This is a genomic window from Gemmatirosa kalamazoonensis (assembly GCF_000522985.1).
In the GTDB taxonomy this organism is placed as follows: Bacteria; Gemmatimonadota; Gemmatimonadetes; order Gemmatimonadales; family Gemmatimonadaceae; genus Gemmatirosa; species Gemmatirosa kalamazoonensis.
The window spans coordinates 5,109,340-5,123,452 of the sequence record NZ_CP007128.1; the positions used below are offsets into that span (position 1 = coordinate 5,109,340).

The 14,113-nt window shown below is 75.6% G+C and carries 15 protein-coding genes; 1 reads left to right on the forward strand and 14 read right to left on the reverse strand.

Going from position 1 to position 14,113, the window contains the following annotated elements; genetic code table 11:
- Nucleotides 1–58: 58 nt before the first annotated feature.
- Nucleotides 59–1,027, reverse strand: coding sequence for an MBL fold metallo-hydrolase (locus tag J421_RS22170; RefSeq protein WP_025413367.1), 969 nt, complete (start codon nucleotides 1,025–1,027; stop codon nucleotides 59–61).
- Between the two features lies 1 nt (nucleotide 1,028).
- A complete protein-coding gene (locus J421_RS22175) occupies nucleotides 1,029–1,403 on the reverse strand; it encodes a hypothetical protein (protein ID WP_025413368.1) in 375 nt (124 codons plus the stop codon).
- A 123-nt stretch (nucleotides 1,404–1,526) separates the two neighbouring features.
- Between J421_RS22175 and J421_RS22180 the strand changes: the two genes are divergently transcribed.
- Nucleotides 1,527–1,880 (forward strand): cupredoxin domain-containing protein, encoded by a 354-nt coding sequence (locus J421_RS22180; RefSeq protein WP_025413369.1) that lies wholly within the window; start codon nucleotides 1,527–1,529, stop codon nucleotides 1,878–1,880.
- 116 nt (nucleotides 1,881–1,996) lie between these two features.
- Here J421_RS22180 and J421_RS22185 read toward each other — a convergent pair whose 3' ends face one another.
- From J421_RS22185 to J421_RS22235, 12 genes are all read right to left on the reverse strand, one after another.
- Nucleotides 1,997–3,289, reverse strand: coding sequence for a DUF1501 domain-containing protein (locus J421_RS22185; protein WP_025413370.1), 1,293 nt, complete (start codon nucleotides 3,287–3,289; stop codon nucleotides 1,997–1,999).
- 13 nt (nucleotides 3,290–3,302) lie between these two features.
- Nucleotides 3,303–4,853, reverse strand: a complete 1,551-nt coding sequence (locus tag J421_RS22190) for a DUF1800 domain-containing protein (RefSeq protein WP_025413371.1) — start codon at nucleotides 4,851–4,853, stop codon at nucleotides 3,303–3,305.
- Between the two features lie 144 nt (nucleotides 4,854–4,997).
- Nucleotides 4,998–6,200: a type II secretion system F family protein gene (locus tag J421_RS22195; RefSeq protein WP_025413372.1), complete on the reverse strand. Its 1,203-nt coding sequence runs from the start codon at nucleotides 6,198–6,200 to the stop codon at nucleotides 4,998–5,000.
- Complete coding sequence (locus J421_RS22200; protein ID WP_104022947.1) at nucleotides 6,197–7,828, reverse strand: GspE/PulE family protein; 1,632 nt, start codon at nucleotides 7,826–7,828, stop codon at nucleotides 6,197–6,199. Before J421_RS22200 ends, J421_RS22195 begins: the two co-directional genes overlap by 4 nt.
- 2 nt (nucleotides 7,829–7,830) lie before the next feature.
- Nucleotides 7,831–9,645: a secretin N-terminal domain-containing protein gene (locus tag J421_RS22205; RefSeq protein ID WP_025413374.1), complete on the reverse strand. Its 1,815-nt coding sequence runs from the start codon at nucleotides 9,643–9,645 to the stop codon at nucleotides 7,831–7,833.
- Between the two features lie 26 nt (nucleotides 9,646–9,671).
- Nucleotides 9,672–10,217, reverse strand: coding sequence for a hypothetical protein (locus J421_RS32975; protein WP_025413375.1), 546 nt, complete (start codon nucleotides 10,215–10,217; stop codon nucleotides 9,672–9,674).
- Nucleotides 10,217–10,801 carry a type II secretion system protein GspM gene (gene gspM, locus J421_RS22215; protein ID WP_025413376.1) on the reverse strand — a complete coding sequence of 195 codons (585 nt, stop codon included), beginning with the start codon at nucleotides 10,799–10,801 and terminating at the stop codon, nucleotides 10,217–10,219. Before gspM ends, J421_RS32975 begins: the two co-directional genes overlap by 1 nt.
- Nucleotides 10,798–11,991, reverse strand: coding sequence for a PilN domain-containing protein (locus J421_RS22220; RefSeq protein ID WP_025413377.1), 1,194 nt, complete (start codon nucleotides 11,989–11,991; stop codon nucleotides 10,798–10,800). The genes gspM and J421_RS22220 overlap by 4 nt, the downstream gene beginning before the upstream one ends.
- Nucleotides 11,988–12,794, reverse strand: coding sequence for a PilX N-terminal domain-containing pilus assembly protein (locus tag J421_RS22225; RefSeq protein WP_025413378.1), 807 nt, complete (start codon nucleotides 12,792–12,794; stop codon nucleotides 11,988–11,990). Before J421_RS22225 ends, J421_RS22220 begins: the two co-directional genes overlap by 4 nt.
- Nucleotides 12,791–13,366 carry a prepilin-type N-terminal cleavage/methylation domain-containing protein gene (locus J421_RS22230; RefSeq protein ID WP_025413379.1) on the reverse strand — a complete coding sequence of 192 codons (576 nt, stop codon included), beginning with the start codon at nucleotides 13,364–13,366 and terminating at the stop codon, nucleotides 12,791–12,793. Before J421_RS22230 ends, J421_RS22225 begins: the two co-directional genes overlap by 4 nt.
- Complete coding sequence (locus J421_RS33720) at nucleotides 13,363–13,701, reverse strand: type IV pilus modification PilV family protein (RefSeq protein WP_025413380.1); 339 nt, start codon at nucleotides 13,699–13,701, stop codon at nucleotides 13,363–13,365. The genes J421_RS22230 and J421_RS33720 overlap by 4 nt, the downstream gene beginning before the upstream one ends.
- A gap of 6 nt (nucleotides 13,702–13,707) precedes the next feature.
- A complete protein-coding gene (locus J421_RS22235) occupies nucleotides 13,708–14,100 on the reverse strand; it encodes a GspH/FimT family pseudopilin (RefSeq protein ID WP_104022949.1) in 393 nt (130 codons plus the stop codon).
- Between the last annotated feature and the right edge of the window lie 13 nt (nucleotides 14,101–14,113).

Sequence of the window (14,113 nt, forward strand, 5' to 3'; positions counted from 1 at the left end):
GTACCCGTCACGCGCCCACGCAGCCACGCAGCCACGCAGCCACGCAGCCACGCAGCCACTACGCGCGCCCTCGCTGGTCGCCCCGTAGCGAACGGACCACCATCCCCAGCGCGACCGCCGCGCCGATGCCTAACGCGAGGCCGGTGACGGGGTCGGACGGGGCGGGTGGAAGCGAGACGACGCCGCGCTCGTCGGTGACGGCGGGGCGGCCGACGTAGCGCCCGTGCGACGGCATGGCGCGCACGTCGAAGTCGCGGGCCAGCGCGTGCAGATCCTCGGCGAGCTGCGGGCCCTGCATCGGCGAGCCGTGGCCGGTGAGCGCGACCAACGGCTCGAGCGCGGCGAGCGCCTTCACCGACGACCACGCGCGCTCCCAGTCGGGCGTGAAGTACATCGGCGGGCCGTTGATCTCGGCGCGCTGCGTGAGCACGGCGAGCGCCGACTCCTGCTTCGTCGTCACGAACGCGTCGCCGGCGATCAGCACGCGGTCGGCCTCGCGGAAGAGCGAGACGTGTCCCGGCGTGTGCCCCGGCGTGAACACCCATCGCCACCCCGGCATCTCGGGCAGCGAGCCGTCGTCGGCGAGCGGCCGCACGCGCTCGCCAAGGTCGATCGGCCGCTTGGGGTACAGGCCGGCGAGCCGCGCCATCGCGCCACCACCGACCGTCGGATCGGGCGGCGGATACGCGGAGCGGCCCGTGAGGTACGGCAGCTCGAGCTGGTGCGCGTACACGGGCACGTCCCATCGCTCGACCAGCGCCCGCAGCGAGCCGACGTGGTCGAAGTGGCCGTGCGTGAGCACGATCGCCTCGGGGCGCGAGCCGTCGCCGAAGCGGCGCGCCGCGGCGTCGGCGATGTGGTCCGCGTAGCCGGAGATGCCGGCGTCGACGAGCACCCAGCGCCCCGACTCCGGCGCGCCGACGAACGCGACGTTCACGATCGCCGTGCGCAGGTACGCGACGTCGGGAACGACGGGAATCGGGGCCCCGTGCAGCGAGCCCGGTGGGCGGAGCGCGACGTCGGCCATGTCAGCGGTGCCCGCGCACGTGGTCCCACGCGTCGCGCACGGCGTCCTTCACGTCGCCCCACGCCGATTTGGACGTGCCGCGCGCCTTGTCCCACCCGCGCTCCAGATCGCCCTCGACCTCGTTCCACTCGCGGCCACCGTGGTGGCGCGCCGCGGCGGTGCCGTAGCGGTAGGCGGGCTCGTAGTAGTCGAAGCCGCGGTCGGCCTGGACGTAGGGGCGGCTGGAGTAGCTGTCGCGCCAGTGCCGCTGCTCGTTCTCCCCCCAGCTCTCGGTGCCCCAGTCGATCTCGTGCATGCTGCCCGTCGTCCCCATGTTGATCCCGGGGTTGCCGCCGGGCATGTTGTCGAAGACGTTGCCGCTCGTGAAGTCGGCCATCGGATCCTCCGCGTTGGCGTGAGTCGAGAGATCACGAATGGGCAAGCGGCACGCCCGGGCCGTTCACGATCGCGGAGTTCGCGCGTCTACCCGGCGACGTCGTCTCCTCCTGCCCCACCCCGCATGCGCTGCCGCCGCCCGCTCGCCTTCCTGACGGTCCTGCTCGCCGCGTGCGGTGGCGGCAAGGACGCCCCCGTCGACCCGCCGTCGAGCGCGCCGCGCACGGCGACGGTCACCATGCTGCCGAGCGCGTTCATCCCGTTCTCGACGACCATCGCGGTCGGCGGGACGGTGACGTTCGAGTTCCCGCCGGGGATCGATCACAACGTGATCTTCGAGCGGCAGACGGGCGCGCCGCAGGACATCCAGATCACGCGCAACGCGAGCGTCGACCGGAAGTTCACGACGAAGGGGACGTACGCGTACGACTGCCGGATCCACCCGGGGATGATCGGGGAGGTCGTCGTCGTGCCCTGACGGCGCCTAACGGCGCTCTCGACGGCGCGGGCGATGGGGCGCTGACGATACGGCGCGATGAAGCGCGAGCGACGCTCACAGCGCTCGACTGCGCCGTAGCGCGCGGCGCCGTTGCATCAGCTCGCGACGCCGCGGAACGTCGGGCGGTACTCGGGGAAGACCACGTCGACGCTCGGATTGCCGAGCCGCTTTGCCACGATCTCGGCGAGGATGTCGCGGTGGTCCAGCGTGACCTTGAGGTCCTGCCCCGACTCGAGGTTCTCGCGCGCGAGGCCGGGCCAGTTGTTCGTCAGCACGCGCCCGCCGACGATGCCGGGGCCCATGACGAACATCGCGCCGGCGCGCCCGTGGTCGGTGCCGAGGCTCGCGTTCTCGCGCACGTTGCGGCCGAACTCCGACAGCGCGACGAGCGTGACGTTCGCCTGCGCGCCGCCTGGCGCCATGACGTCCGACCAGAACGCGCCTAACGCGCCCGCGAAGTCGCCCATCGTGCGGAACATGGAGCCGGCGTTCGGATCCTGCTGCTGGTGCGTGTCCCAGCCGCCGATGTCGACCTGCACCGCCTCGATGCCGACGTCCGCCTTGATGAGCGCCGCCGCCGAGCGGAGGCTGCGGCCGAACGCGGAGTTCGGGTACGTCGCGCCGTTCGCGGGGCGGTAGCCGCTCACGTTCACGTTGCGCAGCAGCGCGAGCGTGTTCGTCGCGTCGAGCGCCGCGGACCGCACCGGCTCCAGCGTGAGGAAGTAGTCGCCCTGCAGGAAGTCGGCGCGCGCCTGCGCCGTCGTCGCGCTGCCGGAGATCCCGTACGTCGACGGGTCGGCGATGGGGAGCGTCTTCGGCGCGCCGTAGAGCGTGCGCTGCAGCCCGTCGGCGAGGCCCAACGCGCGGAGCGGCGCGCTCGTGCGCACCGGCGGCACGCTCGCGAGATGCCGGCCGAGCCAGCCCGTGATGAGGTTCGGGTCGTTCGCCTTCCCGACCTCGATGAACCGCTGCATGTCGAAGTGCGAGCGGTTCGCGACCGTGACGCCGGCGGCGTGCACCACGAGCAGCTGCCCCGCCTTGTACGCCGGCACGAGCGGCGTCAGCGCCGGCGGGAGGCCGAAGTAGTTCGTGAGCGCCGTGACCTTGCTCGTCTTCGCGCTGTCCGGCGGCGCGATGTTGAGCGTGGGGCGCGCGGTGTAGTAATCCGGATCGCCGAACGGCACGACGAGCGACAGGCCGTCGGCGCCGCCGCGCATGAACACGCTCACGATGACGTCGCGGGTGCTGACGTAGCTCTCGGCGAGCACGACGCGCGGGAGCCACGCGGGAAACGCCGCCGCGGCGAGCGCGGCGCCCGCGCCGGCGACGAACGACCGGCGCGACAGCTCGTTGTACTCCTGACAGCCGCAGTCGAGGTGATCGCTCATGGGGTCGATTCTCTCAGTACCACTGGAAGCTGGACGACGCGAGCGCGAGCGCGAGCGCCTCGCGGATGCGGACGGCGTTCGTCGGCGTGGGCTTGAGGTAGGCGACGAGCTCCGCGCGCGTGCGGTCGCCCATCTCGCCGCCGAAGACCCGCTTGCCTAACGCCGCCGCCACCGCGTCGGCGGTGCCGAGCTGCTGGAGCGCGGTGACGTCGACCTGCATCTCCGCCGCGTTGTTCGAGTTCGCGATCGTCGTCGCCGCGTTCCACCGCGGCAGCAGGTTGCCCGCCCAGTACTCCATCACGTCGGGGTAGCCGTCGGGCGTGTCCCACACGAACTGCGCGTGCCCCAGACTCGAGAGCAGGCGATTCGCGCCGCCCGCCGCGTTCAGCACCGCGCCCGATGCGCGGATGGCCGAGACGAGCCAGTGGAACGGCCGCTTGAACTTCGCCGGCGCCTGCTGCAGGAACTGGAAGCCGAGCGACGTGCGCACCATCGCCTTGATGTCCCCCTTCGTGCGCGTGTACTCCGCGGCGACGGCGTCGATCATCTCCGGCGACGGATCGTACCAGAGCAGCCAGCGGAGCATCTTCCTCGCGATGAACTTCGCGGTGCTCGGATGGTTGACGAGCAGGTCGAGCGCCGCCTCACCCTCCTGCACGCCCTGTGGGTTCGTCTGGTTCATCGCGTTCACCGCGGGGAACGCGGTGCCCAGCAGCGTCTTCGCCCCGAAGTCGTGCTGCGACGGGGCGAACGCGAAGTCGCCGCGCCCGGCGACGGTCCATCCGGTGAGGATGCGCGACAGCTCGGCGACGTCCTGCTGCGTGTAGCCGCCGTCGACGCCGAGCGTGTGGAGCTCCATGAGCTCGCGCGCGTAGTTCTGGTTGGGCGCCTGGCGGCGGCTCACCTGCTGGTCGAGGTAGACGAGCATCGCCGCGCTGTGCGCGCTCGCCTTCAGCAGGTCGGGGAACGTCCCGAGCGCGTGCTTCCGGATCACCTCGCGGTCGTCGAGGATCTTCAGGTAGCCGACCTTCGAGAACGAGATGTTGAAGTGATCGCTCCAGAACTCCACCATGCGCTGGTAGAGCTGGCGCTTCGAGAACGCCGCGCGGTAGACGGTGCTCTCCTGCAGCTGCGTCTGCAGCGTGCCGGTCGCCTGCGTGGAGAGCGCGGCGCCGGTCTGCGCGAGCGCCGGCCACTTCGTGGCGACGAACGCATCGACCGCGGCGTCGTCGATGCTCGTGTAATCGAGCTGGTACTCGAGGTAGCGTGCGTAGCCCAGGGTGCGCGCCCGCTGCGCCTCCTCCGGCGTGAGGCCGAGCGTGACGCGGCGCGCGAGGCGGAGCGACCAGTTCTCCCACTCGTCGGTGGGGTCGAGCAGCCAGGTGGGCTGCGCGGCGTCGTTCACGCCGGCGATGCGGCGCGCGAGCCGGCGCGGCTGCAGGCGCTTCGGCGACGGCTGCGCGGGTGGCTGCACCGGGGGCTGCACGGGCGCGCCGGCGGCGGCGCCGCCGCGCAGGAAGTCGCGCCGCGTGAGCGCGGGGGTCTCGTCGGTCGGCTGGCTCATGGCGAGGCCTCGTGCAGGGTGATGCGGCGTCCGGGATTCCGGTGGGCGCGCTCCCTGGACGGGCGGGCACACACCCACGTCACGACGATACCGCGCGCCGGCGCGCGCGCCAGCGACTGGCGTCACCGGCGGGCGGGGAGACGCTCACAGACCGCCGACGTTAATCGAGTAGACGGCCTGCAGCATCGCGAGCGCGACGAAGCCGACGACGGCCCCGAACAGCACGATGAGCGCGGGCTCGACGAGCCCCACCGCCGTGCGGAGCGCGCGCCGCACCTCGGCGTCGTAGGTGTCGGCGGCGCGGAGACAGAGCTCGTCGAGCCGTCCGCTCTCCTCGCCCGCGGCCACGAGCTGCGCGGCGAGTGGAGGCAGCACCGGCGCGAGCGCCGCGGCCACGCGCTCGCCGCGCCCGACGTCGACGGCGGCCCGCTCCACGCCCGTGGCGAGCGCGCGGTTCGGCGCCGCGGCGGCGGCGATGCGAAGCGCGGGAACGACGCGCGTGCCCGCGCGCAGCAGCAGGCCGAGCGTGCGGGTGACGCGCGCCGCCGCGAGCGCGCGCTCGAGCGGCCCGACGACGGGCCAGCGGAGCCGCGCGGCGTCGAAGCGCGCGCGGTTCGCGGACGTCGCGAGCCACGCGCGCGCCCACGCCGCGCCGCCGACGAGGAGCGCGAGCCACACCCACCACCAGCCGATCAGCGCGCGGCTCACCGCGACGAGCGCGCGGGTGGAGAGCGGCAGCGCGCCGCCCGTCTCGCCGAGCAGCGCGACGAACCGCGGCACGACGGCGAGCATAAGCACGAGCACCCCGACGCCGGCGACGACGCCCATGATCGCCGGATAGAGCAGCGCGCCGCGGATCTGCGCGCGCAGCTCGGCGTCCTCGTCGAGGTAGTCGGCGAGCCGCTCGGCGGCCGGCGCGAGCGCCCCGGCCTCCTCGCCGGCGGCGACGGTCGCGACGTACAACCGGCCGAACACGGCGGGGTGCCTGCCTAACGACTCGGCCAGCCCGGCGCCGGCCTGCACGTCGCGGCGCACCGCATCCGCGGCCTCGGCGACGCTCGGATGCGCGGCCTGGTCCGCGGCGAAGCGGAGCGCGCGGTCGAGCGGCACGCCGGCGCGGAGCAGCGCGGCGAGCGCGCGCGTGAACGCGACGGTGGCGGCGCCGCGCCGAGCGCGTCCAACACCGGCACGCGCGGTCGACGCGGCGTCGACGTCGAGCGGCACGAGGCCGCGTCGCCGCAGCTCGTCGACCGCGCCGGCGCGGTCGGGGGCCTGCAGCTCGCCGACGACGACGCGGCCGTCGGCCGTCGCGGCGCGCCAGCGGTAGGCGCTGACTGGAGCACTCACGCCGCGTCGCCCGCCACGCGGAGCACCTCCTCCACGGTCGTGAGCCCGGCACGCGCGAGCCGCAGCCCGTCGTGCAGCAGCGGCACCATCCCGGCCGCGCGCGCACGCTCGCGCAGCGCGTCGAGTGGCGCGTGCGAGACGACGAGCGCGCGGAACGCCTCGTCGACGACGAGCAGCTCGTAGATGCCGGTGCGGCCGCGGTAGCCGGAGCCGGCGCACGCGTCGCAGCCGCGGCCTCGGCGCCAGCTCTCGGCCCCTCCACGCTCCACGCTCCACGCTCCACGCTCGGACTCCCCGGTCGGCACGACGAGCGTGGAGCGTAGAGCGTGGAGCGCGGGTGGGGCTTCAGTGGACTCGCTGCAGCTGTCGCACACGAGCCGCACGAGCCGTTGGGCGAGCACCCCCTGCACCGTCGCCGCGACGAGATACGGCTCGATGCCCATGTCGACGAGGCGCGTCACCGCGCTCGGCGCGTCGACGGTGTGCAGCGTGGTGAACACGAGATGGCCGGTGAGCGCGGCCTGCACCGCGATCTCCGCGGTCTCGCGGTCGCGCGTCTCGCCGACCATGACGACGTCCGGGTCGTGACGCAGGATCGAGCGGAGCGCGTCGGCGAAGCCGAGGCCCGCGCGCGTGTTCGTCGGGATCTGCACCGCGCCCGGCAGCCGGTACTCCACCGGGTCCTCCACCGTCACGACCTTCACGCCCGGCGTGGCGACGCGCCGGAGCGCGGCGTAGAGCGTCGTCGTCTTGCCGGAGCCGGTCGGGCCGGTGACGAGCAGGAGGCCACCGGCGCGTCCGAGCAGCCGCTCGAACGGCGCGCGCACGGCGTCCGGCATGCCCAACGCCGCGAGGTCGCGTGCGCCGCCGCCGCCGTGGTCGAGCACGCGCAGCACGACGCTCTCGCCGTGGAGCGCGGGGAGCGTCGATGCGCGCAGGTCGACTTCCGCATCACCGACGCGGACGCGCGCGCGGCCGTCCTGCGGCAGCCGCCGCTCGGCGACGTCGAGCCCGGCGAGGATCTTCACGCGGCTCACCACCCCCGCGCGCAGCGACGGCGGCACGCGCTCCACGTCCTGCAGCACGCCGTCGAGCCGGTAGCGGACGCGCAGCCCGTCGGCCGTGCTCTCCAGGTGCACGTCGCTCGCGCCGAGGCGCAGCGCATCGAGCAGCAGCACGTTCACGAGGCGCACGACCGGCGCCTGGTTCGCGAGGGCGCGCAGGTCGCCGGACGCGTCGTCGTACTCCGCGTCGCCGTCGACCGCGACGTCCACCGCCGCCTCGGGACGCGCGGCGAGCAGCGCCGCCTCCAGCTCCGCGGCCGGCGCGTCGACGAGGCGCAGGCGGCGGCCGAAGCGGCGCGCGAGCTCGTCGCGCACCGTGGGGTCGGGCGTCCCCGCGGCGGCGACGAGCAACGCGCCGTCGTCGGCGATGCCTAACGGGAGCACGAGGTGCGCGGCGAGCCACGCCGCGGGGAGCGACGCGGCGAGGTCGCCCTGGGCGGCGGCGCGCAGATCGCGGGTCGGAAGTCGGGACTCGGGACTCGGGACTCGGCACTCGGGAACTGCTCCCCCCCCGAGTCCCGAGTCCCGAGTCCCGAGTCCCGACACGCGATCACTGTTAGGCATCGTCACGGCCGCCGGATCGTGCCCGGCGTCCGATCGAGCCGCTCGCGCGCACGGTCGCGCAGCCGGTCGGCGTCGGCGTCGGTGCGCACGACGTACGGCGTGACGAAGATCGCGAGCTCGGTGCGGTCGCGCGTCACGCGCGTGTGGCGGAACAGGTTGCCGAGCAGCGGGATGTCCATGAGGAACGGGATCCCCTCGGCGTTCGTCTGCCGCGTGTCGCCGATGAGCCCTCCGATGACGATCGTCTGCCCGTCGCGCACCACGGCGCGCGTCGCCGCCTCGCGCGTCGAGATGACCGGCGCGCCGAACGCGAACGGCAGCGTCTGCGTGGTGAGCGCGCTCACCTCCTGCAGGATCTGCACGCTCACGTAGCCGTCCTCGTTGATCGTCGGCACGATGGTGAGCGCGGTACCGACGTCCTGGTACTGCACCGCGCGGTCGAGCGCGACGTCGTTCGCGAGGCGCTGCGCGGCGACGAACGGCACCTTGCTGCCGACGAGGATGCGCGCCTCGCGGTTGTTCACCGCGAGCACCTCGGGCGTCGAGAGCACGTTCACGTTCGTCGTCGTCGCCACCGCGCGGAGCAGCGCGCGCACGTCCAGGTTGTCGAACGTGAACACCTTGCGGATGACGAGCCCCGTGACCGACGACACCGTGTCGGCGACCGCCGCGTTCTGCTGCACGTACGTCGCACCCGACTTGCGGCTCGCGGCCGCCCAATCGATGCCGAACTCCGTGCCGCGGCCGAGCTGCACCTCGGCCACCGTGACCTCGAACAGCACCTGCGGGGGACGCACGTCGAGCGCCTCGATCGTCTCGCGCAGCAGCGGGAAGTTGGGCGGGAGCGTGCGGATGACGAGCGAGTTCGTCGCCGTGCTCGCGACGACGGTGGTGGTGGCGGCGAGCGCTGCGGCGGCGCTGGCGCTGTCGCGCGGCACGTTGGGCGGCGCGCCGGGCGCCACCTGCCGCTCGATCGGCGACGAGGGGCTCACCGACGGCGTCGCGGACGTCGGGACGCCAGGGAGGCCGACCCCCTGCCGCTGGCGGAACGCGTCGAGCTCGCGGTCGCGGAACGCGTCGAGCGTGCGCGAGAGCGATCGGTCGGCGAGCGAGCCGCCGCGCGCGCCGCCGGTGCTGACGCCGAACAGTGAGCCGAGCGCCGTCGCGAGGTCCTCGGCGCTCGCGTAGCGCAGCGGCACGACGTACGTGCGCAGCCCGGCCTCGCCCTCGGGACGCGCGTCGAGCCGCCGCAGCAGGTCGAGGTAGCGCGCGACGTTCACGCCGCGGTCGGTCACGAGCAGCGCGTTCGACCGCGCGACCGGCTCGATGCGCGCGGTCGGCGACGCGATGCGGCGGAGCGCGTCGGCCGCCTCGTCGGCGCGGATGGCCTGCAGCGGCACGAGCTGCGTGACGAGGCCGAGCGGCGGTGGGCTCGGGAAGTCGAAGCCCGTGCCGAGCACGCCGACCGCGGGCGCCTTGTCCGCCGGCGTCACCTGCGCGACGCCGCCACGCTGCACGAGCACGAGCCCGTTGGACTCGAGGATCGACTCGAGGATCGCCGCGACGTCGTCGGGGCGCACCGGCCCCGGCGTCGAGAACGTCACGCGCCGATCGGGCACCTCGGAGAGGATCACCGTGAGGCCGAGCGTCGACGCGAGCGAGCGGATCACGTCGGCGAGCGGGGCACCGACGAAGTTCACGCGCACGGGCGCCGCCGGACGCACGGGCTGTTGCGCGCCTAACGGTGTGGGCGACGGCGCGTGCGCCGCGAGCGCGACGGCGAGGACGAGCAGGCGTCGCGCGCGGCGGCGGGACATCGGCGAGGTCGAGGCGTTAGGCGGCGTCACGGCGTGGAGTCGGGGGACTGCGCGCGTCCGCGCGCCGGCAGGCGGAGCGTCACCGGCGCGCCGTCGGGCGACGCGAGCGTGACGCGGTCGGGGAGCACACGGCGCACGCGCCACCGGCCGGCGAGATCTCCGGCGCGGAACAGCCGCGACTCCGCGGCGCCGGGCGGTCGCAGCAGCGCGGCCGGTCCAGCGGCATCGGTGACCGTGCCGTAGAACCGCGGCGGCTCGACCACCGGCGTCTCGACCTCCGAGGCGGCGGACGGATCCGGCGCGAGCCCCGGCGGCAGCGTGTCGACCGGCGGCGGCGCCCAGCGTGCGCGCGGCGGCGCGTGCCCGATCGCGAACACGTCGGCGCGCACGACCGCGTCGCTCGTCGGCGGCACGGCGGGCGCGGCGCGCGGGGCGGCGAGCGCGGCGACCGCTGGCAGCTCCGGCACGCGCCCCGACGCGGGCCACGCGAGCGCCGCCGCGGCCACCGCGCCGAACAGCGCGGCGCCAGCCCACAGCACATCCGCCACGCGGTCGACGCGGCGCACGCGCATCACTCCACCTCCGCGTACGGCGCACGCACGCCGACCGAGAACTGCAGCAGCGACTCGCCACGCGGGCCGCGCACCGCCTGTACCGCGAGGTCCGTGACCGCGAGCACCCGCGCGCCGCGCTCGATGCTTGCGAGCAGCTCCGTCAGGCCGTACACGTCGCCCGTGCCGGCGATCGTCGCGGGGATGGCGGGGAGCGGGCCTGCGCTGTCCGGCGCGCTCGCGACGTCGACGCGGCTCACCTGCACGTGGCTCGCCGCCGCGTACTGCTGCAGCAGCGCCTGCACCGCCGAGGCAGCGAGCGGCGCGGTGCGCGCTCCGACGACGCGCCGCGGGCGCGCGGCGAGCGATGCCTCGCGCGCGTGCAGCGCGGCGGCGAGGCGGGGCTCGTCGCGCGCGAGCGCGCGCAGCCGCGCGAGGCGGTCGACGCGCGCCGCGAGCAGCGCCTCGCGCGCCGCCCACCGCGCCGCGAACGGCACCACGCCGTACGACACGAACAGCGCCGCCGCGAGCACCGCGGCCGCGATCGCGATCGTGCGCCGCTCGCGCGCCGAGACGCGGGCGTTAGGCAGCGGCGGCACGGTCACCGGGTCCCCCGCGCGCGGAACGACACGGCGAACGTCTCGCGCCCCGCGCTTTCCCCCGCGCCGTCGGTACGGCTGCTCGGCGCCGTCGCGCGCACGTCGACGAGGCGGGGGTCGGCGTCGAGCGCGGGGACGATGGCGGCGGCGGCGCGCGCCGTGCCGCTGATCTCCCACTCGTCGTTCCGCACGCGCAGCGCCTGCACCGCGGCATCCGCGGGAAGCCGCTCGCCTAACGCGGCGAGCACCGCGGGGACGCTCGGGCTGCCCGCGCCGAGCGCGTCCGCGCCGCGCGCCGCGGCGTCGAGCGCGCCGATGCGCGCCAGCAGCGACTCGGCGGGCGCGGCACGCGGCGCGGCGGCGGCGATCTCCGCGTCGACCCACGCGAGCCGGCGCTCGCGCGCACGGTCCAGCGACGCGAGCGCGAGCCCCAGCGCCGCCCCGCACACGACCGCCGCCGTCGCCACGCGGCGCACCCGACGCGCGCCTAACGCCCGCGCCGCCTCGCCGCCGACGAGCTGCACGTCGGCCGGCTCGTCGATGCCGCGCGCCGCGCCCCACGCAGCCAGCCACGGACCGTCGACGCCGCGCACGTCAGGCAGGTCGCGGCGCGATCCCGCCTCGTCGAGCGCGGCGGGCACGCGGCGCACGCTCACCATGCGCCCACCGCGCCACTCCATCGCTCCCGTCTCGCCCTCGGCGGCCGGGACCGTGTACGTCGCGTCGTCCGACGTCCCGAGCACGCGCGCGATCGACGTCGGCGCGGCCTCCACGCACTCGATCGGCGCCCACGCGCCGAACGCGTCGAGCCACCGATCGAGCAGCGCGCGCCTCACGGCGAACGCGGGCTCGCCGTCGCCCGCAGCAGGCGGCGCCACGTCGCCGAGCAGCGCGACGGCCACCGGCTCGTCGACCGGGAAGTGGCGCGACGGGTCGAGCGCGAGCGCACGACGGCGATCGGGTGCCGGCAGCGGCGGCAGCGTGACACGCGCCACGTGCACGAACGCGAGCCCCACCGCGAACGCGACGCGCCGCGGCCGGCCGAGCCGCGCGGCGAGCGCGTCGACGGCGGCTGCGGGGCGCTCCGGATCCCACGACAGCTCGAGCGTCGCGCGCGGTGCGTCGCCGAAGCGGCCTAACGCCACCGCGCGCACGCGATCGGCGAGCAGCTCGAGCCCGACGCGGTCGGCGCTCACAGGTCACGCTCCCGCCAGCGGACGAACGCGAGCCGCGCGCCACGCACCGCGTACACCGCCTGGATCTCGTGCGTGAGCGGGTGCCCGTCGAGCCAGCCGCGGCTGACGATGACGAGCCGCGTGGGCTCCTGCACGAGCGCGCCGCGCGCCGCCGCGCGCACCGGCTCGGGCGCCGCGGCGACGTTCACCTGCCCGTCGCCGTCGACGGTGAGATACGGGGCCGCGGCGCGCGCGAGCGCCGCGCTCACGCCGGGGATGCGCGCGAGGTCGTCGAGCGTGCGCAGCGCGCGCCGCGCGCGCATCGCGGAGCGCGACGGGTCGCCCGACTCGAGCCCGGGCGCGCCGGTCCAGCGACGGATCGCCTCCGTCGCCTCGCGCGCGTCGGCCGCGGGCCCGACCCGCGCGAGCAGCGCGTCGAGCACGTCGGCGTCGGCGAGGTTCACGTCGATGCGTGCGCTCGCGTCGACGACCGCCGCCTGATAGCGGGCCTCGCCGAGCGGTTGGGCCGTGGTGCGCGCGCTCGCCGCCTCGAGGCCGTTCAGCAGCGCGCGCCGCGCCGTCGCATCCGCGGCGACACCGGCGAGCGCGGTCTCCACGTCGTGCACCGCGGCGACGACGCCGCTCTCCGCCGCGTAGCGCGCCACGGCACGGGCGCGGAGGTTCGACGCCGAGCCCGTCGCATCGCGTGCCGCCACGACCACCGTCGCGCCGAGCGTCGACAGGAGCACGACGAGCCACAGCACCACGGCGAGCGCGGCGCCACGCCGCGCGCCGTTAGGCACCACGCGCAGGGCGCGCGTCACGGTGCCTCCTCCGCGGCGCCCTCGGGCCGCGTGCGCGCGACGAGCGCCGGCAACACATCGCGGCCGCGCGCGTCGAGGAAGCGCACCGCCACCGCGGCCGGCGGCCCGCCGGTCGCATCCCACGTCGCGAGCCACTCGCCGCCGGCGTGCTCCAGCACACGCACCTCGGCGCGAGCGACCGTGGGCGCGACGAGGAGGAGCGGCACACCGCCGCCGTCCATCGGCGCGGCGCGCAGCACGAGCGCACCCGACTCCTCGGCCAGCGACACCGCCCATCGCGCGCCGGTGCCCAACGGCGGCCGCACGCCGCGCGTGACGACGCGGAGCACGTCGCCGCCGATGCCGAGCGTCAGCGTGGTGTCCGCGCCGCCGCTCGGCTCGACGTGACGCAGCGCGTCGTGCAGCAGCTCGCGCACGGCGAGCGCGCTCCCCTCCTCCACGCGCTCGCGCTCGAGCCGCTCGCGCACGTCGAGCCCCGCGCGCGCGGCGCCGAGCGCGACGCTCGCCACGACGCCAGTGACGACGAGCGCGACGAGCAGCTCGAGCAGCGTGAACCCGCCCCGCGCCGTCACCGCGCGCCTCCCGCGGTGCCTAACGACGCGCGCGCGCCGTCCGTGAGGCGGCGCAGCGTGAACCGCGCGCCGCGGGGCGACGTGACCGTGACGTCGATCTCGGCGAGGCCGTCGGCGCGCGGCCGCACCTCGACGACGCGCGTCCAGCCGGCGAGCGAGTCGCGCGCCGCGACGCCGAGTGCCGCGGCCTCCATGCCCGACTCCGCGTACGCGACCGTCCGCGTCCACTCCGCGGCGTCGTGCGCCGCGCGCGCGGACTGCGCGAACAGGCCGAGGAAGCCGGACGCACCGAGTCCGAGGATCACGAGCGCGACGACGGCCTCGAGCAGCGTCATCGTCGCTCACCGCGCCGCCGGGCGGCACGCCGCGGCATCCCACGGCGCCGCGCTCGCGTCGGTGTCGTCGTCCGGCAGGCAGAGCCCCGCCGGCGTGAGCACGATGCGCCGCGGGATCGTCGTCGATGCGAGCGTGCCATCGGAGAGCGGCGCCGAGTCCGCGCGCGCGACGAGCAGCCGCCACCGACCGTCGGGGTCGACGTCGAGGACGAGCGTCTCGCCGCGGCGCACCGCGGCGCTGCGCGCGAACGCGAGCACGCGCGCATCCGACGGCGCGTCGTCGGGGCGGGAGCGGATCAGCGCGGGCGTCGTCAGCGCGGTGAGGAGGCCGAGCAGCACGAGCACCACGAGCAGCTCGAGCAGCGTCACACCGCGGCGCGCCGAATGGGGGGAGGGCACGTTCCTAAGCTCG